At 69.2% G+C, this 21,590-nt stretch carries 20 protein-coding genes; 3 read left to right on the forward strand and 17 right to left on the reverse strand.

All coding sequences use genetic code 11. The annotated features are described in order from the left end of the window. Positions 1 to 10 precede the first annotated feature (10 nt). The 15 genes from AC1RAD_RS15455 to alaS all read right to left on the reverse strand — a co-directional run bounded on the left by AC1RAD_RS15455 (position 11) and on the right by alaS (position 17,389). Positions 11 to 1,183 carry an FAD-dependent monooxygenase gene (locus AC1RAD_RS15455; protein ID WP_492735732.1) on the reverse strand — a complete coding sequence of 391 codons (1,173 nt, stop codon included), beginning with the start codon at positions 1,181 to 1,183 and terminating at the stop codon, positions 11 to 13. A 32-nt stretch (positions 1,184 to 1,215) separates the two neighbouring features. Beyond that, positions 1,216 to 2,202 (reverse strand): Bug family tripartite tricarboxylate transporter substrate binding protein, encoded by a 987-nt coding sequence (locus AC1RAD_RS15460; RefSeq protein ID WP_492735734.1) that lies wholly within the window; start codon positions 2,200 to 2,202, stop codon positions 1,216 to 1,218. A 14-nt stretch (positions 2,203 to 2,216) separates the two neighbouring features. Further along, a complete protein-coding gene (locus AC1RAD_RS15465) occupies positions 2,217 to 3,188 on the reverse strand; it encodes a VOC family protein (RefSeq protein ID WP_492735736.1) in 972 nt (323 codons plus the stop codon). 13 nt (positions 3,189 to 3,201) lie between these two features. Beyond that, positions 3,202 to 4,677, reverse strand: a complete 1,476-nt coding sequence (locus tag AC1RAD_RS15470) for an aldehyde dehydrogenase (RefSeq protein ID WP_095947547.1) — start codon at positions 4,675 to 4,677, stop codon at positions 3,202 to 3,204. Between the two features lie 8 nt (positions 4,678 to 4,685). Next, positions 4,686 to 5,486, reverse strand: a complete 801-nt coding sequence (locus AC1RAD_RS15475; RefSeq protein ID WP_139701716.1) for an aspartate dehydrogenase — start codon at positions 5,484 to 5,486, stop codon at positions 4,686 to 4,688. Between the two features lie 20 nt (positions 5,487 to 5,506). Beyond that, positions 5,507 to 7,204 carry a thiamine pyrophosphate-binding protein gene (locus AC1RAD_RS15480; protein ID WP_492735739.1) on the reverse strand — a complete coding sequence of 566 codons (1,698 nt, stop codon included), beginning with the start codon at positions 7,202 to 7,204 and terminating at the stop codon, positions 5,507 to 5,509. Further along, positions 7,197 to 8,036, reverse strand: a complete 840-nt coding sequence (locus AC1RAD_RS15485; protein ID WP_492735740.1) for an SDR family oxidoreductase — start codon at positions 8,034 to 8,036, stop codon at positions 7,197 to 7,199. Before AC1RAD_RS15485 ends, AC1RAD_RS15480 begins: the two co-directional genes overlap by 8 nt. Positions 8,037 to 8,053: 17 nt before the next feature. After that, the gene (locus tag AC1RAD_RS15490) at positions 8,054 to 8,887 is read right to left on the reverse strand and encodes an IclR family transcriptional regulator (protein WP_070060330.1); all 834 of its coding nucleotides are present in this window, start codon (positions 8,885 to 8,887) and stop codon (positions 8,054 to 8,056) included. A 36-nt stretch (positions 8,888 to 8,923) separates the two neighbouring features. Next, positions 8,924 to 9,793 (reverse strand): alpha/beta fold hydrolase, encoded by an 870-nt coding sequence (locus AC1RAD_RS15495; protein WP_492735742.1) that lies wholly within the window; start codon positions 9,791 to 9,793, stop codon positions 8,924 to 8,926. Between the two features lie 31 nt (positions 9,794 to 9,824). Then, complete coding sequence (locus AC1RAD_RS15500; RefSeq protein WP_062474577.1) at positions 9,825 to 10,361, reverse strand: cupin domain-containing protein; 537 nt, start codon at positions 10,359 to 10,361, stop codon at positions 9,825 to 9,827. Positions 10,362 to 10,390: 29 nt separating this feature from the next. Further along, entirely contained in the window at positions 10,391 to 11,206 is an 816-nt protein-coding gene (locus AC1RAD_RS15505) for an SDR family oxidoreductase (RefSeq protein WP_492735744.1), read from the reverse strand. A gap of 20 nt (positions 11,207 to 11,226) precedes the next feature. After that, a complete protein-coding gene (locus tag AC1RAD_RS15510; RefSeq protein ID WP_095947541.1) occupies positions 11,227 to 12,210 on the reverse strand; it encodes a Bug family tripartite tricarboxylate transporter substrate binding protein in 984 nt (327 codons plus the stop codon). Positions 12,211 to 12,401: 191 nt separating this feature from the next. After that, positions 12,402 to 13,661, reverse strand: coding sequence for a D-amino acid dehydrogenase (locus AC1RAD_RS15515; RefSeq protein WP_492735746.1), 1,260 nt, complete (start codon positions 13,659 to 13,661; stop codon positions 12,402 to 12,404). Between the two features lie 53 nt (positions 13,662 to 13,714). Further along, the gene (locus AC1RAD_RS15520) at positions 13,715 to 14,731 is read right to left on the reverse strand and encodes a 2-dehydropantoate 2-reductase (protein ID WP_492735748.1); all 1,017 of its coding nucleotides are present in this window, start codon (positions 14,729 to 14,731) and stop codon (positions 13,715 to 13,717) included. 33 nt (positions 14,732 to 14,764) lie between these two features. Then, on the reverse strand, positions 14,765 to 17,389 hold the full coding sequence (gene alaS / locus AC1RAD_RS15525) for an alanine--tRNA ligase (protein ID WP_492735750.1): 2,625 nt from the start codon (positions 17,387 to 17,389) through the stop codon (positions 14,765 to 14,767). A 261-nt stretch (positions 17,390 to 17,650) separates the two neighbouring features. On the opposite strand from alaS, the gene AC1RAD_RS15530 reads away from it, so the two are divergent. The 3 genes from AC1RAD_RS15530 (at position 17,651) to AC1RAD_RS15540 (ending at position 20,244) form a co-directional block, all read left to right on the forward strand. Next, positions 17,651 to 18,472, forward strand: coding sequence for a ferritin-like domain-containing protein (locus AC1RAD_RS15530; RefSeq protein ID WP_492735751.1), 822 nt, complete (start codon positions 17,651 to 17,653; stop codon positions 18,470 to 18,472). A gap of 737 nt (positions 18,473 to 19,209) precedes the next feature. After that, positions 19,210 to 19,446, forward strand: coding sequence for a hypothetical protein (locus AC1RAD_RS15535; RefSeq protein WP_095744972.1), 237 nt, complete (start codon positions 19,210 to 19,212; stop codon positions 19,444 to 19,446). A gap of 3 nt (positions 19,447 to 19,449) precedes the next feature. Next, complete coding sequence (locus AC1RAD_RS15540) at positions 19,450 to 20,244, forward strand: winged helix-turn-helix domain-containing protein (RefSeq protein ID WP_492735753.1); 795 nt, start codon at positions 19,450 to 19,452, stop codon at positions 20,242 to 20,244. 39 nt (positions 20,245 to 20,283) lie between these two features. Here AC1RAD_RS15540 and AC1RAD_RS15545 read toward each other — a convergent pair whose 3' ends face one another. Next, a complete protein-coding gene (locus AC1RAD_RS15545) occupies positions 20,284 to 20,721 on the reverse strand; it encodes a hypothetical protein (protein ID WP_095744971.1) in 438 nt (145 codons plus the stop codon). 2 nt (positions 20,722 to 20,723) lie between these two features. Beyond that, complete coding sequence (locus AC1RAD_RS15550; protein WP_492735755.1) at positions 20,724 to 21,584, reverse strand: OmpA family protein; 861 nt, start codon at positions 21,582 to 21,584, stop codon at positions 20,724 to 20,726. Positions 21,585 to 21,590 lie beyond the last annotated feature (6 nt).

Genomic DNA, 21,590 nt, shown 5'->3' on the forward strand with positions numbered 1-21,590 from the left:
GAGAAGAATTTCAGGCGGTGGCAGCGGCGACGGCGCCCTGCGCTGGCACGCCCAGCGGCACGGCCCAGGCGTCGTAGGCGTACACCCAGTCGGCGTTGCCGCCTTCGCGCAGCCAGTTGTTGCCGCGCGAGCCGAGCTGCACCTGGCTGGCGCGCTCGATACGCGCGGTCTGGTAGGCCTGCAGCGCAGCGGGAATGCCGGCCATGGCCACGCCGTCGAGGTGGCGCGACAGCACCACGGCGTCTTCGATGGCCATGCCGGCGCCCTGTGCCATGAAGGGCAGCATCGGGTGCGCGGCATCGCCCAGCAACGCCATGCGGCCCTGCGCCCAGGCGGGCATGGGGTCGCGCTCGTACAGCGCGGTCTTGAGCACCGTGTCGCAGGCGTCGAGCAACGCGCGCGCCTCGGGGTGGTAGGCCACGTACTGCTCGCGCAGCTCGTCGACGCTGCCCGGCGCGGTCCACGACTCGAGGTGCCAGGTGTCCTGCGGCGTGGTGGCGAAGATGAAGATGTCCTTGCCGCGGTTCAGCGGGAAGGTGACGATCTGGCTCTGCGGGTTCGGGCCCCACCACTTGGTGAACGCGCCCAGGTTGGGCACGCCGGCCACGCGCTCGGCGGGCACCACGGCGCGGTAGGCGACGATGCCCGTGAAGCGCGGGCTCTCGGCACCGAACATCGCGGTGCGCACGCCCGAGTGGATGCCGTCGGCACCGATCAGCGCGCCCACGCGAGCGCTGGTGCCGTCGCTGAACGACAGGGTCACGCCCTGGCCGTCGGCCGCGATGGTCTCGGCGCGCTTGCCCAGCGCCACGCGCTCGGCGGGGAACATGTCGGCCAGCGCGGCCAGCAGGTCGGCGCGGTGGATGGTGAGCTGCGGCGCGCCGTAGCGCTGCTCGGCCGAGTCGGCCATCTCGAGGCGCGAGGTTTCTTCGCCGCTGTCGTAGGTGCGGCTGATGCGGTGCGACGGGCGGGCCGCCGTCACGCGGGCGGCGTCGCCCACGCCCAGGCCGTCGAGTGCGCGCACGGCGTTCGGCGTGAGGTTGATGTCGGCGCCGACGCGAGCGAACTGCTTCGCCTGCTCGAACACGACCACGTCGTGCCCTGCGCGGCGCAGTGCGATGGCGGCGACCAGGCCGCCGATGCCGGCGCCGACGATGCCGATGGTGGATTCGCTTGTCTGCATGGTCTCTGTCTCTCTTTGTTCTTGCGGGTGGCTCACTCGGCCACGATGTTGCGGGCCTTGATGATCCGGGCCCAGACGGCCGTCTCATCGCGGATATGGGCAGCAAACTCGGCGGGCTTCATGGCCGCGTCGGTCATGCCCTGTGCCTTCAGGCGATCGCGCACGTCGGGCTGGGCCAGCATCTCGGCCGCGTCTTTCGCCAGCTGCTCGACCACGGCCGGCGGCGTGCCCTTGGGGGCCAGCAGGCCATACCACGAGGTCACGGCGACGCCCTGGATGCCCTGCTCCGCCAGCGTGGGGATGTCGGGCGCGGCGGCGCTGCGCTTGGCTTCGGTCACGCCCAGCGCGACGAGCTTGCCGTTCTTGATGAAGGGCATGGTCGCGGGCAGGTTGCTGAACATCAGCGGCACCGAGCCGCCGAGCACGTCGTTGAGCGCGGGCGCCGTGCCCTTGTAGGGCACGTGCAGCAGGTCGATGCCGGCCTGCTGCTTGAACAGCTCGCCCGCCAGGTGCAGGCCGCTGCCCACGCCGGGCGAGGCATACGACAGCGTGTTGGGCTTGGCCTTGGCCATCGCCACCAGTTCCTTCGCGCTCTTGATGCCCGAGGCCGGCGATGCAACCAGCACGTTGGGCGCCTTGGCGAGCATGGTGACGGGCACGAAGTCCTTCTCGATGTTGAACGGGAAGTTCGGCATCAGCGTCGGGTTGATCGTGAGGTTGCCGGCCGGCACCACGAGCAGCGTGTGGCCGTCGCCCTTCGCACGCTTGACCTTGTCGATGCCGATGTTGCCGGCCGCGCCCACCATGTTCTCGACCACGGCTGCCTGGCCGTAGCGCTTGGCCAGGCCGTCCGACAGGATGCGGGCCAGCGTGTCGACCGGGCCGCCGGGCGGGAATGGCGAGACGATGGTGAAGCGGTCGCTCGACAGTTGCTTGTGCGCGTCGCTCTGTGCATGCGCGGGCAAGGCGATGGCCAGCGCGGCGGCGGCCAGCAGGGAGAAAGAAAAACGTCGTTGCATGAGGGTCACCGGGTTCATTTCTTTTCCGTCAGGAAAGCACCTTTCGGGCCCTCCGCGTTCTTCTGGCGACGCGTGTTGCCATCGAGGCCGCCGTCGACCGCCCATTCGGCGAACACGGTCGGGCCGGGTTCGAACTCGCGCGGCTGCCAGTCGGCCGTGAGCTGGTCTTCGTCGGCGTAGTACTCGATGAGGCCGCCGGCCGGGTTCTTGAAGTACCAGAAGTACGCGGACGACACCGGGTGACGGCCCGGGCCCAGTTGCGTGTCCCAGCCGCAGCGCGAGAAATGCAGGCCGCCGCCGAACACCTCGTGGATGTCGCGCACAGTAAAAGCCACGTGGTTGAGCCCGCGCTTGCCCGACGGAATCTGCAGCAGGAACAGGTCGTGGTGGCCACCCTCGGGTGCGCAGCGCATGAAGGCGCCGCGGTTCGGATAACCGTCGGACGACACGAAGCCGAAACGCTGCGCATAGAACGCGCTCGTGCCCTTCACGTCGCTCACGAAGAACACGACATGGCCCACCTCGATCGGCGTGGCGCGTTCGTAGATCGGTGCGGGCTGGTTCACGCGCGGCTTGGCGTTCCAGGTGTTCATGGCGCCGCAGTCGACCTCGACCGCGCGCTTGCGGCTGACCTGCAGGCGCACGGCCAGGCCGTTGGGGTCGGTGCAGCCGATGCGGCGCGCGCCGTCGACCGTGGTGTCGGTGAAGGCCGGGTCTTGCGCGATGGCGGCGGCGTAGCGGTCCAGGTCGGCGTCGCTTTCCACGCCCCACACCACTTCGCGCAGCGTCGGGCCCTCTTCCATCGCGGGCGGCAGGCCGGGCTTGTCCCACGCCGCAACGACCACCTTGCAGCCGTTGAGGCACTCGAAGACGAGTTCATCGGCGGCTTCGGACACGAGTGAAAGGCCCCAGTCCTGGAAGAACTGGCGGCAGGCGGGCAGGTCGTCCGCGCCGTAGGTGATCTGGTCGATGCCAAGTACGCTCATCGTGTGCTCCTGTTCAGTTCGCCCACGGGAGCGGTTGTTCATTGGTGCCCCAGTACATGCTCTTTTGCTCCATGTACTGGAAGATGCCTTCGCGGCCTTTCTCGCGGCCCAGGCCGCTGTCGCGCCAGCCGCCGAACGGCGTCGAGACCGAGAACTGCTTGTAGGTGTTGACCCAGACCGTGCCGGCCTGCACCGCGCGGCCCAGCTTCCAGGCGCGCTTGAAGTCGCGGCTCCACACGCCGGCGGCCAGCGCGTAGACGCTGTCGTTGGCCTGCGCGATCAGTTCTTCTTCGTTGTCGAAGGGCATCGCGACCAGCACCGGGCCGAAGATTTCTTCCTGGCTGATGCGGGCGTTGTTGGTCAGGCCTTCGAGGATGGTCGGCTGGTAGAAGTAGCCCTTGTCGTAGTCGGCGCCGTGCGGACGCACGCCGCCCGTGCGGATGCGCCCGCCCTCGGACACGCCCAGGTCCACATAGCGCTCGATGCCCTCGCGGTGCTTCGCCGTGATGAGCGGCCCCATCTGCGTGCGCTCCGAGGCCGGGTCGCCCACGCGCAGGGCATTGGCGCCTTCGGCCAGCCGCGTCAGGAACTCGTCGTAGATGCCACGCGCCACGAACAGGCGCGAGCCCGCGATGCACGACTCGCCCGACGAACTGAAGATGCCGTACAGCACGCCGTTCACCGCATGGTCGAGGTCGGCGTCATCCAGCACCATGGTGGGCGACTTGCCGCCGAGCTCGAGCGACACCGGCATCATCTTGTCGGCCGCGATGTGGGCGATGTGCTTGCCGGTGGTGGTGCCGCCGGTGAACGACACGCGCTTGACCAGCGGGTGCTTGGTGATCGCGTCGCCGATCACCGAGCCCTTGCCCGGCAGCACGCTCACGATGCCCTTGGGCACGCCGGCCTGCTCGCAGATGCGCGCCAGTTCCAGCGCCATGAGCGGCGTGACTTCAGCGGGCTTCACGACCACCGCGTTGCCGGCGGCCAGCGCGGGCGCCAGCTTCTGCGCTTCGCTCGCGATGGGCGAGTTCCACGGCGTGATGGCCGCGACCACGCCCATGGGCTCGTGCACGCTCATCGTGACGAAGGCACCGCGCGAGGGGGTGATGGTTTCTTCGAGCGTCTCGAGCGCGGCGGCGAAGAACTGGAAGGTGCCCGCGGCGCTGGCCACGAGGTTGCGGGTTTCGCTGATCGGCTTGCCGTTGTCCAGGCGCTGCTTCTGCGCCAGCGACTCGCCCTCTTCGCGGATCAGCTGGGCCACGCGGTGCAGCACCGCGGCGCGCTCGTGCGGCAGGCGCTGGGCCCAGCCGCTGGTGCGAAAGGCGTGGTCGGCGCGCGTGATGGCTTCTTCGACATCGGCCAGGCTCGCGGCCTTCAGGCGCGCGATGGGCTCGCCGGTGGCCGGGTACAGGCTTTCGTAGACGTCGCCGCCGCCCAGGCGCCATTCGCCGGCGATGCAGATCGGAAGGAGTTCGGTGGAGATCATGGGATGGCTCAGATGGCAAGAGGCGCGACGCGGTTGCGCAGCGCGCGCACGGCGCTGTACACGGTCAGGGCCGAGGTCTTGGGATTGGCCGCGAGCGGCTTGTTGCGCATGGTCAGCGCGAAGCTGCCGAAGGCGCCTTCGGCTTCGACGGTGTGCACGTTCTCGGTGGTGGCCGGGTCGGCAATGAGGCGCACCAGCGTCTGGTCCAGGCCCAGGCCCGCGAGCGAGACGGTGGCCGCCACGTTGGCGTTCTTCGGATAGAGCAAGGCGGCTTCGCGCGCGCTGCCTTCGAAGATCACGGTTTCGTGCGCCAGCGTGTCCAGGTTGCGGCCCTGCTCGGCCGGCGTGCCCTTCCAGGCCTGCGGCGGCTTGCGGCCCGTGTAGCGCACGCTGTCCAGGCCGCCGATGCGGGCCGCGGCCAGCGCGTCGATGCCGCCGATGGCGCCGGGAATCAGCTGCACCTGCGTGCGGCCGGCGACGGCGGCGGCTTCGAGCTTCTCGGCGAAGCCCGTGGCCGACAGCGCGCCCACCGACGCCACCACGCAAGGCGTGCCGCGTGCCAGCGCGGGCAGCACGTGCTCCTCGATGGCGGCATGGCCGGCGGTCTCGACCACGAGGTCGATGCCGTCGGCGGGCACGGCGCTACCGACCTGCGCGTCGGGCGCGACCTTCTGTGCGGCGGCAATGCCTTCGGCTGGCACGACGATGGCCACCACCTTCAGGGCGGGATCGCCGCGCAGCAGTTCGAGCACCGAGGTGCCGATGGCTCCGCAGCCGACGAGTGCGATGCGCGTGATGGCAGTGGTCATGCGTGGGGCTCCGCGTTCGCTCACTTGGCCGCGCCGAGCGCGGGAATCTGCGTGACCGTGTTGGTCGGCGGGCCGGCGAAGCTGGTCTTGAAACCGCCGATCGACAGCATGTCGATCTCCAGCAGGAACGGGCCGTCGGCGGCGAGCGCCTGGTCCAGTTGCGCCGGCAGGTCGGCCAGGTCTTTCACGCGGGCGTGCGGCAGCGCGATCGACTTGCACAGCAGGTCGTAGTCGGGCGTGTGCAGCTCGGCGTAGCACTGGCGGCCGCCGTACTGCGCGTCCTGGATGTTCTTGATCACGCCGTAGCTCTTGTCGTTCATGAGCACGATGACCATGGGGGCCTTCTCCTGCACCATGCAGGCCAGCTCGCCCAGGTTCAGGATGAAGCCGCCGTCGCCGGCCAGGCAGAAGGTCTTGCGGCCCGAGCCCGTCACCGCCGCGCCGATGGCCGCGCCGATGGCCATGGGCATGCCCTGGCCGATGCCGCCGCCCGTGGCGTGCACGCCGGCGCTGGGTTCGAACACGCGCAGCTCGCGGTTGCCCCAGGTGCTGTTGGACACGGTGACGTCACGCACCCAGTTGAACTTGCGGCCGGCCACCGACTGCAGCTGGCGCACGAGTTCGGCATACGGGCCGAGGCCGTCGCGCAGCGTGGCCACGGCCTGGTCGTGCGCGGCGCGCAGGTCGACCAGCAGCTGCGGGTTGGCCTGGTACTTCGCGGCTTCGAGGCGGTCGGCCAGGCCGTCGAGGGCCAGCGCGGAATCGCCGCAGACAAAGGCCTCGGATGCGTAGCAGCGGCCTTCGGCGGCGGCATCGGCGTCGATGCGGTACAGCGGGCGCGGCAGCTTCAGTTCGTACTTGAGCGTCTCGTTGCCGCGCAGGCGCGAACCGACCACGAGCATCGCGTCGCAGGTCTGGTAGAAGGCCTCGACCGGCTTCTGGATGTTGTAGGCGCCGAGCGATCCGGCGTCGTCCTCGGGCACCGTGCCGCGGCCCTGCGTGGTCGTGACCACGCCGAAGCCGAGTTTCTGCAGGCGCTGGATCGCGCTGCGTGCATGGCGGGCACCGCCCCCCACCCACAGCAGCGGACGCTTGGCGGTGGCCAGGCGCGCGGCCAGTGCATCGAGGCCGGCGGCCGAAGGCACGGGGCGCTCGATGGGCAGCGGCGACAGGTCGGCCGGCATGGTCGTGAGCGCCGACTGGATGTCGATCGGAATCTCCACGCTCACCGGGCCGGTCGGCGCCGTCATCGCGAGCTGCACCGCGCGCTTGAGCGTGCCCAGCACCGTCTCGACGCTGCGCACGCGCAGCGCGGCCTTCGACACCGCCTTGAGCATGGTGAGCTGGTCGGGCGCTTCGTGGATGTACGACATGCCCTTGTCCAGGTACGGCGTCTCGATCTGGCCGGTGATGTGCAACAGCGGCGCACCGGCCGTCAGTGCCTCGACCATGCTGCCCGCGATGTTGCCCGCGGCCGGGCCGGTGCTGGTGATGCACACGCCCAGGCTGGCGGTGGAGCGCGCATAGGCGTCGGCCATGTTGCCCGCGCCGGCCTCGCCGCGTGCCGAGATGAAGCGCACCGTGCCGCGCTGCGCGAAGGCATCGAGGATCGGCATGTTGTGGATCGAGATCACGCCGAAGGCTGCCTTGACGCCGCACTGCTCGAGGAACGCGGCGACGACGGCGCCGACCGTGACGGTGTTGTTGGGGTTATGCATGGCGGGAATGGCCTCCGGAAATATCGATGTGGCTGCCGGTCGTGTACGACGCGAGCGGTGAAGCAAGGAAAAGGATCGCGCGCGCGGCTTCGGTCGGAAGCCCCAGGCGACCCAGCGGGATGTGTTTGGTGGTGGCGAGCTGGCGGCTCCAGGCGGCCCAGTCCTGCGACTTGTCTTCGCGCGCCTCGAAGCGGCGGCGCCACTGGCCCGACTCGACCAGGCCGATCAGGATGCCGTTGACGCGCACGCCCTGCGGCGCGAACTCGGTGGCCATGGAGCGCACGAGGTTCAGCAGGCCCGCGCGCGCGGCCGAGGTAGCGACCATGTGCGGCTCGGGCTGGCGTGCCAGCAGCGAGTTGGCGCAGACGATGGCGGCATCGCCCAGCACCGAGCGCTGCGCCGTGAGCTGCGGCAGGAAGGCGCGCGTGGGGTGGATGACCGAGAAGAACTTCAGGTTCAGCTCTTGCATCCAGGCCGCGTCGTCGGTGTCGGCGAAGGTGGAGACACGCCCCTGCCCTGCGTTGTTGACCAGCATCGAGGCCGGGCCGAGCGCGGCCTCGCTGGCGGCGGCGAAGGCGCGCACCGAGGCGGCGTCCAACACGTCGCAGGTCTGCGCGAACAGCTTGGCGTCGGGGTACTGGGCACGCAGGCCGGCCACGGCGGCATCGAGCCGTTCGGCGTTGCGCCCGCACAGCGCCACGGCGGCACCGCAGCCGAGCAGCAGCTCGACGGTGGCCAGGCCGATGCCCGACGACCCGCCCGTGACCACGGCCACGCGGCCGGCCAGTGCGTCGGCGGCGAAGAAGGAGGAGGAAGGGGCGGAGGTCGTCATGATCGAAAAAAAGCGTGTCAGGCGCTGCGCAGCGGAACCACCTTGCTGGTGCGCGCGGGCGAGTAATTGAGCAGGCCCGAGATCTCGTCGGCGGTGCCGCGCACGCGCTGCACCATCTCGTCCATGCGGTTCTCGTCGATGTGGCCCGAGGTGATGGTGGCGCCCAGTGCCGCCACGATGTGGCCGCTGTGGTCGCGCACCGGTGCGGCGATGGTCGAGATGTTCGATTCGAAGAAGCCCTCGCCCAGCACATAGCCGCGCTGGCGGTCGGCCTGCACCATGTCGAAGAGTTCGTTCACGGTCTTGGGCGTGCTCGGCGAGAAGGTCTCGAGCTTGTCTTCGGGGTACAGCGCGCGCAGCTGCGGCAGCGTGAGGTCTTCCAGCAGGATGCGGCCCAGCACCGTGGCGTGGGCCGGCAGGCGCGTGCCCACCGTGACCGAGCTGGCGAAGGGCGTGGCCGGTGCCACCTTGGCGACGTAGACGATCGAACGACCGTCGCGCACCACCAGGTTGCAGGGCGTGCGCAGCTCGTCGCACAGGCGGTTGAGCAGCGGCGTGCCCAGCTGCGTGAGCTCCAGCGAGGCCAGGTATTCGAAGCCCAGGCGCAGCACGGCCAGGCCCAGGCGGTAGTCGCGCCCGCCCTCGGCGCGCTCGAGGAAGCCCATGTTCTCCAGCGTGGTGAGCAGGCGGAAGACGGTCGAGCGTGGCAGGTCGAAGCGGCGCGCCAGCTCGGGCGCGGAGAGCGTGCGGCTCTCGCGGCTGAACTCGCACAGCACGCGCAGGCCGCGCTCCAGCGCGGGCACGTTGTAGCGGTCCGCGCCCTCTTCCATCACTTCGTTGTCGGTGGCCATGTCTGGATTCCTCTCGGTTGTCTTGTTCGTGTCGGGTCAGCCGGCGAGCGATTCGCGCAGCAAGGCGGCGACGGCCTGCGGTTGTTCCACATAGCCGGCGTGACCCGCATCGTCCACCAATTCGAGGGGCACGCCGCAGCGGCGCGCGACTTCTTCGCAGGCGGCGGGCGGCGTGACGACGTCGAGCGCACCGCAGGCCACGCGCACGGGCATCGGCGGCGGCAGGTCGGCCAGCAGGTCGGCGTTGCACAGCAGCTCGACGGCCTGGCGGTAGCCGTGGTCGTTCAGGCGCGCCATGTTCCAGCGCACCCACTGGCGGGCGTGCTCGGAGGCACCGTCGGACACGAGCCGGCCCGCACGCTTTGCGGCCATGCCGGCAATGCCGAGGTCGTCGAGCGTGGCCAGGCGTTCGGCGCGCACCTTGGCGCGGGCGTCGATGCGCCCGGCGGCGCCGTAACCGATGGCGGGGCTCACGAGCACGAGGCGGCGGATGCGCTCACTGGCGCTCGCATCGCTGCGGGCGGCCGACGCGGCCACGATGGCGCCCAGCGAATGGCCGACGAGCACGCAGGAGCGGATCGACAGCGCGTCGAGCATTTCTTCAAGGCGTGCGGCGTAGTCGGCGGCGGTCGGCGCGGCCGAGGCCAGCGGCGTCGAGCGGCCATAGCCCGGTGCGTCCCAGGCGATGAGGCAGGCCTGCGGCGCCAGCAGCGCCGCGGTGTCGAGCCACGAGGCCGCGCCCGAACCGATGCCGTGCAGGCACACGATCACGGGGCCCTGCCCGCATTCGCGCACCGACACCACCGCGCCGCCGCCCACCGCGACGTCGCGGGCCGGAAAGCGCGCGTCGAGCCGCGCCAGCTCGGAAGCCGGCAGGGTCTGCGCGGAGATGTCGACGGTGCTCATGGCCTGTTCGCTCGCTTGCTTGCTTGCTCGCTCAGCGCTTGATCTTGGCCAGCGGGTGGTCGGCGGGGTACGTCGGCGTGACCGGCTTCTTGGCGCCGAGCATCACGCACATCAGCGCGTCTTCGTCGCCGATGTTGATCTCTTCGCGGTACACGCCGGGCGGCACCGAGATCAGGTCGCGGTCGGTCATGATGGTTTCGAAGCGCTCGCCGTCCTTCTCGATCACGACCTTGAGCTTGCCGCGGATCAGGAAGAACACCTCTTCCACGTCGGTGTGGATGTGCGGCGGGCCTTCGTGGCCGGCCGGGATCACCATGGTCGAGAAGGTGAAGTGCTCCGAGGGCACGGTGTTGGTGTCGGCCGCGACACCGGTGCCACCGGTGCCCACGTAGCGCATCTGCGCGCGGCGGAACTTGGGGTCGAAGTCGGCCTGGAACTTCAGCGCGTCCCAGTCGTACTTGCGGGTTTCGTAGCGGGCGATGCGGGTGTTCATCCACTCGGCCAGGCTGCTGCCTTCGGGCTGCGCCAGGGTGTTGTTGATCTTCTGCTGTTCGGACAAATCGCTCATGGGTGTACTCCTTGGTCGGGAAAATTCGTTCAGTGCATCGCGAAGCCGCCGTTGACGGCGAGCAGCTGGCCGGTGACGAAGCGCGCCAGGCCGGACAGCAGGAACACGGTCGCGCCGCAGACGTCGGCCGCCTGCTGCTCGCGCGGGATGGCGCGGCCTTCGAGGTACTTCTGGTGGCGCGCCATCGGCACGTACTCGGTGGCCTCGACCAGCGTGAGGCCGGGCGCCACGGCGTTCACCGTGATGTTGTCGCCGCCCCATTCGCGCGCCAGCGAGCGCGTCATGGAGATGACGGCGCCCTTGCTCGACGCATAGGCCAGCAGGTTGGGCGCGCCCCACAGCGCCGTGTCCGACGCGAGGTTGACGATGGCGCCACGGCCGCTGGCCGCCAGCGCGGGGCGGCAGGCGCGGCCCATGAGCCAGCTGCCGCGCACGTTGACGTTCATCACGCGGTCCCACATGTCGATCTCGAGCTGGTGCGCATCGCGCCCGCCCGAGTTGGTGATGGCGGCGTTGTTGACGAGGCCGTCGAGGCCGCCGAGCAGGCGCACCGCCTCGGCGGCGCCCGCCTCGATGGAGGCCGGGTCCGACAGGTCGATCGCCAGCGCGTGCGCCGTGCGACCGGCATCGCGCAGCGCCTTCGCCTCGGTCTCGGCCAGCTCGCCGAGGATGTCGGCCAGCACCACGCTCGCACCCGCCGCGGCCACGCACTGCGCGAACGCCAGGCCAAGGCCGCGCGCACCGCCGGTCACGAGCACGCGGCGGCCGGCCAGCAGGTTGGCGGGCATCTCGGCCAGCAGGGCCTGCAGGCTGGAGGGATCGACGATGGCTTTGAGGTCGGTCATGACGGGCGTCTCCGTGAGGTTCAGTCGGCCTGGATGCCGAGTTCCTTGATGACCTTGCCGAAGCGCGCGAAGTCGGCGGCGTTGGTCTTGGCCAGCACGTCGGCGTCGCCGCCCACGGGCGTGGTGCCCAGCACGGCCATGCGCGCGACGATGTCGGGCATCTTCAGGATCTCGTTGAAGTGGCCGTTGAGCGTCTTCACGATCTCGGGCGGCAGATTGCGCGGGCCCCACAGGCCGTTCCAGGCGGTGAGCTCGACGTCCTTGTAGCCCAGCTCGGCGAAGGTCGGCACCTTGGGCGCGAGCGGCGAACGCTCGCGCGAGGCCACGGCCAGCGGGACCATCTTGCCGTTGGGCATGTAGGGCGCCACGGGGCCCAGCGTGATGAAGGTCACCGGCACGTGGCCGCCGAGCACGTCGTTGACGGCGGGCGCCACGCCCTTGTACGGCACGTGCGCCAGGCTGGTGCCCGAGGCGCGGGCGAACATTTCGCCCAGGATGTGCATCGGCGAACCGCTGCCCGGGCTGGCGTAGCTCAGCGACTTGCCGCCCTTGGCCGCGGCCACCGCGTCCTTCAGGCCGGTGTAGCCCTTGGCGCCGCTGGCCACGAGGAAGAGCGGCAGGCTGCCGGTCTGCACGATCGGCGTGAAGCCGTTGAGCACGTCGTAGCCCGAGGCGCTGCCGGTCTTGAGCACCAGCTGCGCGATCGAGAAGGTGCTGGGCGCGAGCAGCAGCGTGTAGCCGTCGGGCGCGGCCTTGGACACGAAGGCGCTGCCGATGATGCCGCTGGCGCCGGGGCGGTTGTCGACCACCACGGGCTGGCCGACACGGGCCGAGAGCTTCTCGGCATACAGGCGCGCCAGGGCGTCGGTGTCGCCACCCGCCGGATAGGCAACGACCAGCGTGATCGGCTTGCTGGGGTAGGTGTCAGCCCAGGCGAGTCCGGAAGCGCAAGCGGCGGCCAGGGAGACGGCAGCGGCGATGGCGAGGCGGCGAGTGTGTGTCATCGAGGGTCCGTGGAATCGGTGGTTTGTTTCACTAAAGAAACAACGATTTATTAATGGAACACCGCGAGAATACCGACGAAGACAACTTCATGACTAGGTAAAAACCCTAGTTGAGGTGACACCGGGCTGCGCGGCCCACGAAAAAGGGCGGCCGTTTCGGGCCGCCCTTCGAGGGGGAAAGCGGGGTTGGGCTACCCGCCGTAGCGCGCCACGGTCAGGCCTTCCATGTCGATTTCGGGCGCCCTGCCCGCGACCAGGTCGGCCATCACGCGGCCGGTGCCGGCCGCCATGGTCCAGCCGAGCGTGCCGTGGCCCGTGCTCAACAGCAGGTTGGGCACGCGGGTGGCGCCGATCACCGGCGTGCCGTCGGGCGTCATGGGGCGCAGGCCGGTCCAGAAGGACGCATTGCGCACGGGGCCGCCGCGCGGGAACAGGTCGGTCACGACGTGCTCGAGCGTGTCGCGCCGCCGCGCATCGAGCGCCAGGTCGAAGCCCGAGAGCTGCGCCGTGCCGCCCACGCGGATGCGATCGCCCAGGCGCGTGACGGCGACCTTGAAGGTCTCGTCCATCACGGTGGATTCGGGCGCGCCGCTCGCGTCGGTGATGGGCACCGTGATCGAGAAACCCTTGACCGGGTACACCGGCAGGTCGATGCCCAGCGGGCGCACCAGCGCGGGCGAGTAGCTGCCGAGCGCGACCACGTAGCGATCGGCAGTGAAGCTGCCCTGGTCGGTGCGCACCCCGGTCACGCCCTTCCCCGCTTCGTGTTCGAGGGCCTGGATGTTCACGCCGAAGCGAAATTGCACGCCCTCGGCTTCCGCCAGCTTGGCCAGCGCCTGCGTGAACTTGAAGCAGTCGCCGGTCTCGTCGCCCGGCAGGCGCAGGCCGCCGACGAACTTGTCCTTCACGGCGCCGAGCGCGGGCTCATGCAGCACGCAGCCATCGCGGTCGAGCACCTGGTAGGGCACGCCCGACGCCTTCAGCACCTCGACGTCCTTGGCGGTGCCGTCGAGCTGTGCCTGCGTGCGAAAGAGCTGCAGCGTGCCCTGCATGCGCTCGTCGTAGCGGATGCCGGTGTCCGCGCGCAGCGCCTTCAGGCAGTCGCGGCTGTATTCGGCCAGCCGCACCATGCGGCCCTTGTTGAGTTCGTAGCGCGCCTGCGTGCAGTTGCGCAGCATCGACAGGCCCCAGCGCCACATGGCCGGATCGAGCATCGGCTTGATGACCAGCGGGCTGTGCTGCATGAGCATCCACTTGATCGCCTTGACCGGCACGCCGGGCCCGGCCCAGGGCGCCGAGTAGCCGGGCGACACTTCGCCGGCGTTGCCGAAGCTGGTTTCGAGCGCGGGCGCCGGCTGGCGCTCCAGCACCGTCACCGCGTGCCCGGCGCGCGCCAGGTAGTACGCCACCGAGGTGCCGATGACACCGCTGCCGAGAATCAGGACCTGCATGACAACCCCTCCCTCTTGAAAGCCGCCATGGCCTGAGGGTACAGGCTTGGCGCTCAGAGACCCAGCGAGTCCTGCAGTTCGCGTGCCGTCCAGCGCTTCGGCTGTTGCGGCCAGGCCTCGAGCAGCGCGACCATGCGCGCGTTGCGCGGCGCGCTCAGGCCGTGCTCCTGCGCGAGCCGCACCACCTCGCCGCAAAGCGCATCGATCTCGGTGCGGCGGCCCAGCGCCAGGTCGTCCGCCATGCTGGAGCGCGCCTTGGCGTCGATGCGCAGCATGCGCGCCGCGACGATGCGAAACAGCCAGTCGGGCAGCCGCAGCAGTCCGGGCAAGCGCCGCGCCGGCACGGCCGCCACCTGCGCGGGCACGATGCCGCCGGTGCGCAGCACGCCCAGCGTTTCGTCGATCAGCGCCGCGAAGCAGCGGCGGTAGCCGCGCTGCATGAGCTCGTCGCGCAGCGGCAGGCCCGACAGTGCATTGACCGGGTTGTTGAGGTTGAGCAGCAGCTTGCCCCACTGCACCGGCAGCAGGTCGGCATGCAGGTCGAGCGGCACGCCGGCGCGCTCGAACACGGGCAGCCAGTCGCGCAGCGCGGGGTCGTCTTCCGCGGCCAGCCGGCCGGGCGTGCCGCGGTGGAAGGCGCCGTCGTCGATCTCCGCCACGTTGTACGGCACCATGCCGGCGCGGATGTTGAGCGAGGGGCCGGCCTGCCCCGCGGCGGCGCAGTTCGAGATGCCGTTCTGCAGCGAAACCACCGTGGTGCCGGCCGGCAAGGCAAAGGCCAGCTCGCGCGCCGCCTCGGCCGTGGCGCCGCTCTTCACGCACAGCAGCACCAGCGCGGGCCGCGCGCCCACCGGCACCTGCTCGCACAGGCGCAGCGTGGGCGCCGCCAGCTTGTGCCGGGCGCCGTCGAGGTCGGTGAGCGTGAGGCCGTGGCGCGCGAGCTTGTCGAGCACGCGCGGGCGGCCGACGAAGGTGACGGGCACGCCGGCCGCCGCCAGGCTGCCGCCGATGAAGCAACCGATGGTGCCCGCCCCCATCACGAGCACTTCACCGGGGATCGCGTCGGACATGAAGTGCTGTGTGGGAGGTGAGCGGGAAGGACCTCAGGTCCGTTGGGCGACCCAGGCCTGCACCGATTGCAGCGCGGCCGGCAGGCCCGCGGCGTCGGTGCCGCCGGCCATGGCCATGTCGGGCTTGCCGCCGCCCTTGCCGCCGACCTGCTGGGCCACGAAGTTGACCAGCTCGCCGGCCTTGACCTTGGCGATGCTGTCGGCCGTGACGCCGGCCGCGATCTGCACCTTGTCGCCGTCCACGGCGGCCAGCACGATGGCAGCGGTCTTCAGCTTGTCCTTGAGCTTGTCCATGGTGTCGCGCAGCGTCTTGGCGTCGGCGCCGTCAAGCTTGGCCGCGAGCACCTTGATGCCGTTGACGTCCACCGCCTGCGCGATGAGCTCGTCGCCCTTGGACGACGCGAGCTTGCCCTTGAGCGCACCCACTTCGCGTTCGAGCGTCTTGACTTGCTCGAGCACCTGCGAGAGACGGCCCTGCAGCTCGGCGGCCGGCGACTTGAGCGTGGCGGCCACGCTGTGCACGGTCGACTCGAGGTCCTGCAGGTACGACAGCGCATTGGCGCCGGTGACGGCTTCGATGCGGCGCACGCCGGCGGCCACACCGCCTTCGCTCACGATCTTGAACAGGCCGATGTCGCCCGTGCGGCCCACGTGGGTGCCGCCGCACAGTTCGCGGCTGGTGCCGATGTCGAGCACGCGCACGGTCTCGCCGTACTTCTCGCCGAACAGCATCATGGCGCCGGTCTTCTGGGCCGATTCGAGGTCCATCACGCGCGCCTGCGTGGGCGCGTTGTCCAGGATCTCGGCGTTGACGCGCTTTTCGATCTCGAGGATCTGCTCGCGCGTGACCGGGGCGTTGTGCGCGAAGTCGAAGCGCGTCTTGTCGGCGTCGACCAGCGAGCCCTTCTGCTGCACGTGGTCGCCCAGCACTTCGCGCAGGGCCTTGTGCATCAGGTGGGTGACCGAGTGGTTGCGCATGGTGGCGGCGCGGCGCGCAGTGTCGACCGCGGCCTTGACCGCGTCGCCGACCTTCAGCGTGCCTTGCGTCTGCGTGCCGTGGTGGCCGAACACGTCGGCCTTGATCTTCTGCGTGTCGTCGACGCCGAACTGCACGCCTTCGGCCACGAGCACGCCCTGGTCGCCGACCTGGCCGCCGCTCTCCGAGTAGAACGGCGTGGTGTCGAGCACCACGATGCCGCTCTGGCCTTCCTTCAGCTCGTCGACGGCCACGCCTTCGAGGTACAGCGCGACGACCTTGGCGTTTGCTTCCAGGTGGTCGTAGCCGGTGAAGGTGTTGCCCGCGCCGGCGTACTCAACCTTGCGCCTCTGCTGGAAATTACTTCCGCCCCGACCCTTCTCTTTCTGCGCCTCCATTTCCGCCCAGAAGCCGGCCTCGTCGACCGCTACTCCGCGTTCACGGCACACGTCCTGCGTCAAATCGAGCGGGAAACCGAAGGTGTCGTGCAGAGTAAAGGCGATCTTTCCTGCAAGAACAGTCACTCCGTTCTCGAGTTCGCCTTCGAGGATAGACATCCCGTTGGCAATGGTTCGGAAGAAACCTTCTTCCTCGACCTTCAAGGTTTCGATGATCTTCTTCTCGTCGGCCACCAGCTTGGGGTACGCGTCGCCCATGAGCTTCACGAGGTCGGGCACCAGCTTGTGGAAGAAGGGCTTCTTCTGGCCCAGCTTGTAGCCGTGGCGGATGGCGCGGCGCACGATGCGCCGCTGCACGTAGCCGCGGCCTTCGTTCGACGGAATGACGCCGTCGGCCACCAGGAACGAAGTGGCGCGGATGTGGTCGGCGATCACGCGCAGCGAGTTGTTCGACAGGTCCTGCGTGCCCGTTTCGCGGCCGGCGGCCTTGATGAGCGCGTCGAAGATGTCGATCTCGTAGTTGCTGTGCACGTGCTGCAGGATCGCGGCCAGGCGCTCCAGGCCCATGCCGGTGTCGACGCAGGGTGCGGGCAGTTTCTTGACCGAGCCGTCGGGCTGCATGTCGAACTGCATGAACACGTTGTTCCAGATCTCGATGTAGCGGTCGCCGTCTTCATCGGGCGAGCCGGGCGGGCCGCCGGGGATCTCGGGGCCGTGGTCGTAGAAGATTTCGGAGCACGGGCCGCACGGGCCCGTGTCGGCCATCATCCAGAAGTTGTCGGACATGTAGCGCCCGCCCTTGTTGTCGCCGATGCGCACGACGCGCTCGGGCGGCAGGCCGATTTCCTTGGTCCAGATGTCGTAGGCCTCGTCGTCCTCGATGTAGACGGTGGCCCAGAGCTTTTCGGCCGGCAGCTTGTAGACCTGGGTCAGCAGCTCGAAGGCCCACTTCAGCGAGTCGCGCTTGAAGTAGTCGCCGAAGCTCCAGTTGCCCAGCATCTCGAAGAAGGTGTGGTGGCGCGCGGTGTAGCCCACGTTCTCGAGGTCGTTGTGCTTGCCGCCGGCACGCAGGCAGGCCTGCACCGAGGCGGCGCGCACGTAGGGGCGCTTGTCTTCGCCGAGGAACACGTCCTTGAACTGGACCATGCCCGAATTCGTGAACATGAGCGTCGGGTCGTTGCCCGGCACCAGCGAGCTCGAAGGCACCACCGTGTGGCCCTTGGAGGCGAAGAAATCGAGAAAGGTCTTGCGGATGTCCGCGACCGTGAATGTGGGCTGGCTCATCTTTGGATTTCGTCTGCTGTCGGGGGCGGCCTGGCGATGGCGACCCTGCGTCGAAACCACTGCGTTGAACCGGCCTAACTGCTTGATTTGCTTGAACAATCGATTATAGGTTTGCGCATGGTGCCCGGGCCCGCCGCGGGCCTTGCGCACGCGCGATCCGGGAGCCGGGGCTAATATGGACGGCTGAAGCGGTGCGCGCCCTCCCCGGCTGCAGCCTGTTTCTTCCCTGTTTTCATCGGCAACATGAATCAAGGAGCACGCATGGCGGGTCAGGCGTCGGAACACTGGAAGATCGAAGACCTCGATTTCTCCCGCATCGCACGCGAGCAGGTGCGCACGGACGAGAACCTCTTCTACCTGGTGGCGTCGGCCTCCTTCATCGAGAGCGGCTCCGACCTGTACACGCAGAACCTGGTCGATTTCTTCCGGGGTGACGACGAGGTCACCGAGTGGCTGTCGAACCACTGGGAGCAGGAAGAGCTGCAGCACGGCCGGGCCCTGCGCGCCTACGTGGACCACGTCTGGCCCGAATTTCCCTGGGAAACCGCCTACCGCGGCTTCCTCGACGAGTACGCCACGTATTGCAAGGTCGAGCTGCTGGCCCCGACCCGCGCCCTGGAAATGACCGCCCGCTGCGTGGTCGAGACCGGCACCGCCACCTACTACCGGGCCATGGCCCGCAGCACCACCGAGCCGGTGCTGCGCGGCCTGGCCACCCGCATCGCGACCGACGAGGTCAACCACTACAAGCACTTCTACCGGTTCTTTCGCCGCTACCGCGCGCAGGAGCGGCTGAACCGCTTCCGCGTGATGGGCACCATCGGCCGGCGCACGCTGGAGCTGAAAAGCGAGGACGCCGACTGCGCCGTCCGCCACGTGCTGCAGGCCCGCGCCCCGCACCGCGCCGGCGACGCGGCCTACGTGCAGCAGCTGAGCGCGCACATGAACCGCACCATCCGCACCCACCTGAGCCCCGCCGCCACGCTGAAGATGCTGATGCGCCCGCTGGAGCTGCCGGCCCGGGTGCAGACGGTGATCCAGTACCCGATCCGGCAGTTCATGGAGCATGTCTTCCTGCGCTGACGGGCCCAAAACCCCAGAAAACGCCGGAAAACGCGCAAAAAAAACCCAGCACGATGCTGGGCTGAATCTCTGGATTGCTGTCACGCACAGAGAACCCGCACTTGAAGCGAGTCCGCAAAATTTAGGGCCCGGGCCGCCCCCGGCTTGTCGGACAACACCGACAGTTCTGCACGATCGTGCGGACCGAGGGTATCCCCCGAAGCTCGAAAAAGTGCCAAATTCTTCACACTTTTTAACTTGTCCTACGGTTACGACATTTTTCAGCTGACATGCTGGGCGCGCGTCCTCACCGAGGATGCACTTGCTGTCACGCAACAGGGCCGCAAAAGAAGAGCTCTCTGTTTGCCTTAGAGCGCGCCCCTTCGGGGGCCCCTCGAGATACCCGCTCCGGCGGGTATTTTTTTGCCCGCCGCCGGCCCCCCCCCCGTCGCCCTACCACATCGCCATGACGGGTTTTCCCAATCCGGTGGGGACAATGTTGTGGAAAACCGTGTGTGCAGCGCGCGAAACCCTTGCCTGGCGGGGCCTGCAACGCGGTGCCTGCGAAAGAGGCAGTGAAGGTAAAAAACCCGGAAAAATATTTTTCCCGCCCGTTTTCCCCGCCGAGACCCGCCCGCCGCCGTCCCCGAACGGCGCTGAAAGAATTCATCAGACTCCCACCCCGAAGCCCCCGCTAGCATCGAACGACCCGGGCGGCCAGCCTGCGCCGCGCCGGGGACCCAAGGGAGCAAAACATCGTGAAGTGGATCGTGGCTGGCTTTGTGGCGCTGGTTTTCTCAGTGCTGTCGTTCAACGCATTCATTGCCAACGACCTGAGCCGCCAGACCCGCGGCAACCGGCTCATCGCCATGCTGACCGACCTGTACGGCTGGCTGATGGGCACCCTGGGCGCCGTGCCGACGGGCGTGCTGTTCGCGGCGTGCGCCGTGGGCATCGTGGTGCTGGCGGTCCGGGACGGCAAGAAGGCGTCCTGAGCCATGCCGGTGACCACGCGCGTGGCCCTGCTCGACCCGCAAGGCACCACCGGACCGCAGCTGCTGCACAGCCTGCCCCGCCTGGGCTACGACACCCTGCGGTTCTCGAGTGCGGGCGACTTCTTTGCGTTGCTGGACAGCGGCCAGCCGATCGACCTGCTGCTCCTGGTGGTCGAGAACGAGCTGGCTTCGCGCAGCCTCTTCGCCGCCTGCCGGGCGCTGAACATTCCGACGCTGCTCATCGTGCGCGACAGGCGCTGGGAGCAGCTCATGCCCTGGCGCGACGCGCCGGGCTGGGACGACTTCATCGAGCTGCACGGCGCCGGCATCGACGATGCCATCAACGAACTGGCCTGGCGCATGCGCACCCTGCTGCTGCGCGCCCGGCAGGCCGCGCAGACCGCCAGCCTCGGTGCGGCGAGCTGGGGCCCCTACCGCTTTCTCGACATGGCCCACACGGTGCTGCTGCACGAGCGGCGCATCCGCCTGCAGCCGCGCCAGTACGCCTTTGCCGTCACGCTGTTCCGCAACGCCGGGCAGGTGATCACGCGCGAGTGGCTGTGGCAGTCGATCTGGGACAAGACCACGCCCTATGAAGGCACGCGCGTGCTCGACGTGTGCGCGGCCAACATCCGCAAGCGCCTGGACCTGTGCGCCGAGAACGGCTACGAGCTGCGCGCGGTCTACAAGCAGGGCTACCGGCTGGTGTCGGTGTTGCCCGGGCGCGAACCCGTCAAGGAGAGGGAGTTCACGCGAAGAGGCCGGCCACGCCATGCCGCCCTTGCCGTGAATTGCTGACAGGCCCGGCCCCGCAGCGGGCCGGGCCCCGGGCGCGCGTCAGGCGTCCGCCCCCACACGAATCAGACGCGCCGGCTTCAGCCGGCCGTCCAGCGACGCCAGCCAGGCGCCCAGGTCCTCGTTCGACACGGGCGTCAGCAGCAGCTCGAAGGAACGCTGCGCGCGCACCGCGACGGGCACCGACTCCACGCTCTCCAGCTCCGAGCGGTGCGTGAGGTACAGCAGCGGCAGCATCCAGTCGGCCGCCTGGTGCATCGCGGGCACACGCGCCACGGTCTTCTGCGCATCGGCGTGCAGCCCCACGATCACCCCGTCGAAGCGCTGGCCCACCTCCAGCGCCTGGATCAGGTCGGCGATGCGCACGAACGGGATGAAGTCGGCCCCCAGCGCCGTCAGCGAGTTGCCGGTGCAGGCGCGCTGCAAGGCGTCGGAATCGACCAGCGCGATCCGGTACCCCGAGGGAGCAGGCGCGTTCATCGTCACTGCTCCCCTGCGATGTCGAGCTCGACGCGCCGGTTGGGCTGCAGGCACTGCAGCAGCGCCGGCGTGCTGCGGCTGCCTTCGCAGTCGGACACCACCGGCTGGCGCTTGCCCATGCCCGCGGTGCGGATCAGCTTGCGGTCCAGGCCCTGCTGCACCAGCAGGTCGCGCACGGTGTTGGCGCGCTCCAGCGACAGCGCCTCGTTGTAGGCGTCACCGCCCAGCCGGTCGGTGTGGCCCGTCACCACGATGTAGTGCAGCGAGCGGAAGTTGTTGCGCAGCTCGACGGCCAGGTGCTCCAGCCGCGTGCGGCCCGCGGGCTGCAGGTCGGTGAGCGAGGCGCCGTCGAAGCGGAACAGGCCGTCTGCATTGAGCGTGACCTTCTGCGGCGGCGCCAGCTTGGTGCTGGCCGGGATCGGCGTGGCCGCCGGCGGCTGCGCGAGCAAGGCGCAGTCGGGGTTCTTCCACCAGCCGCCGGTCATCAGCTCGCTGCCGTTGAAACGCACCATGTACTGGCAGGTGACGTGCTCGCTGCCCTTGCCCGTGTAGAAGTGGAAGATGTAGTTCCACTCGCGCACGCCCCACAGCCCTTCGCTGAAGTGCGGCCAGCCCAGCAGCTCGCGCAGCTGGTCCTTGCCCATGCCGGGGCGCACGCGCTGGAACTTCTCGGTGCCCGGGAAGGCGCCCTGCTTCCACTTGGCGCTGTCCAGCACCGGAAACTCCTCGGGTCTGGGCGGCGCCGGCTTCTCGGCCGCGGCGCGCGCCTGCGCGTCCTTGTCGATGGCGGCGCCGGGCGAGGCGCAGCCTTGAAGGGCCGCAAGCACCGCCGCCAGGGCGACCGCGGACAGGGTTCGGTTCATCTTGAT

The sequence above is a fragment of the Variovorax sp. GW823-FHT04B03 genome, assembly GCF_058796495.1.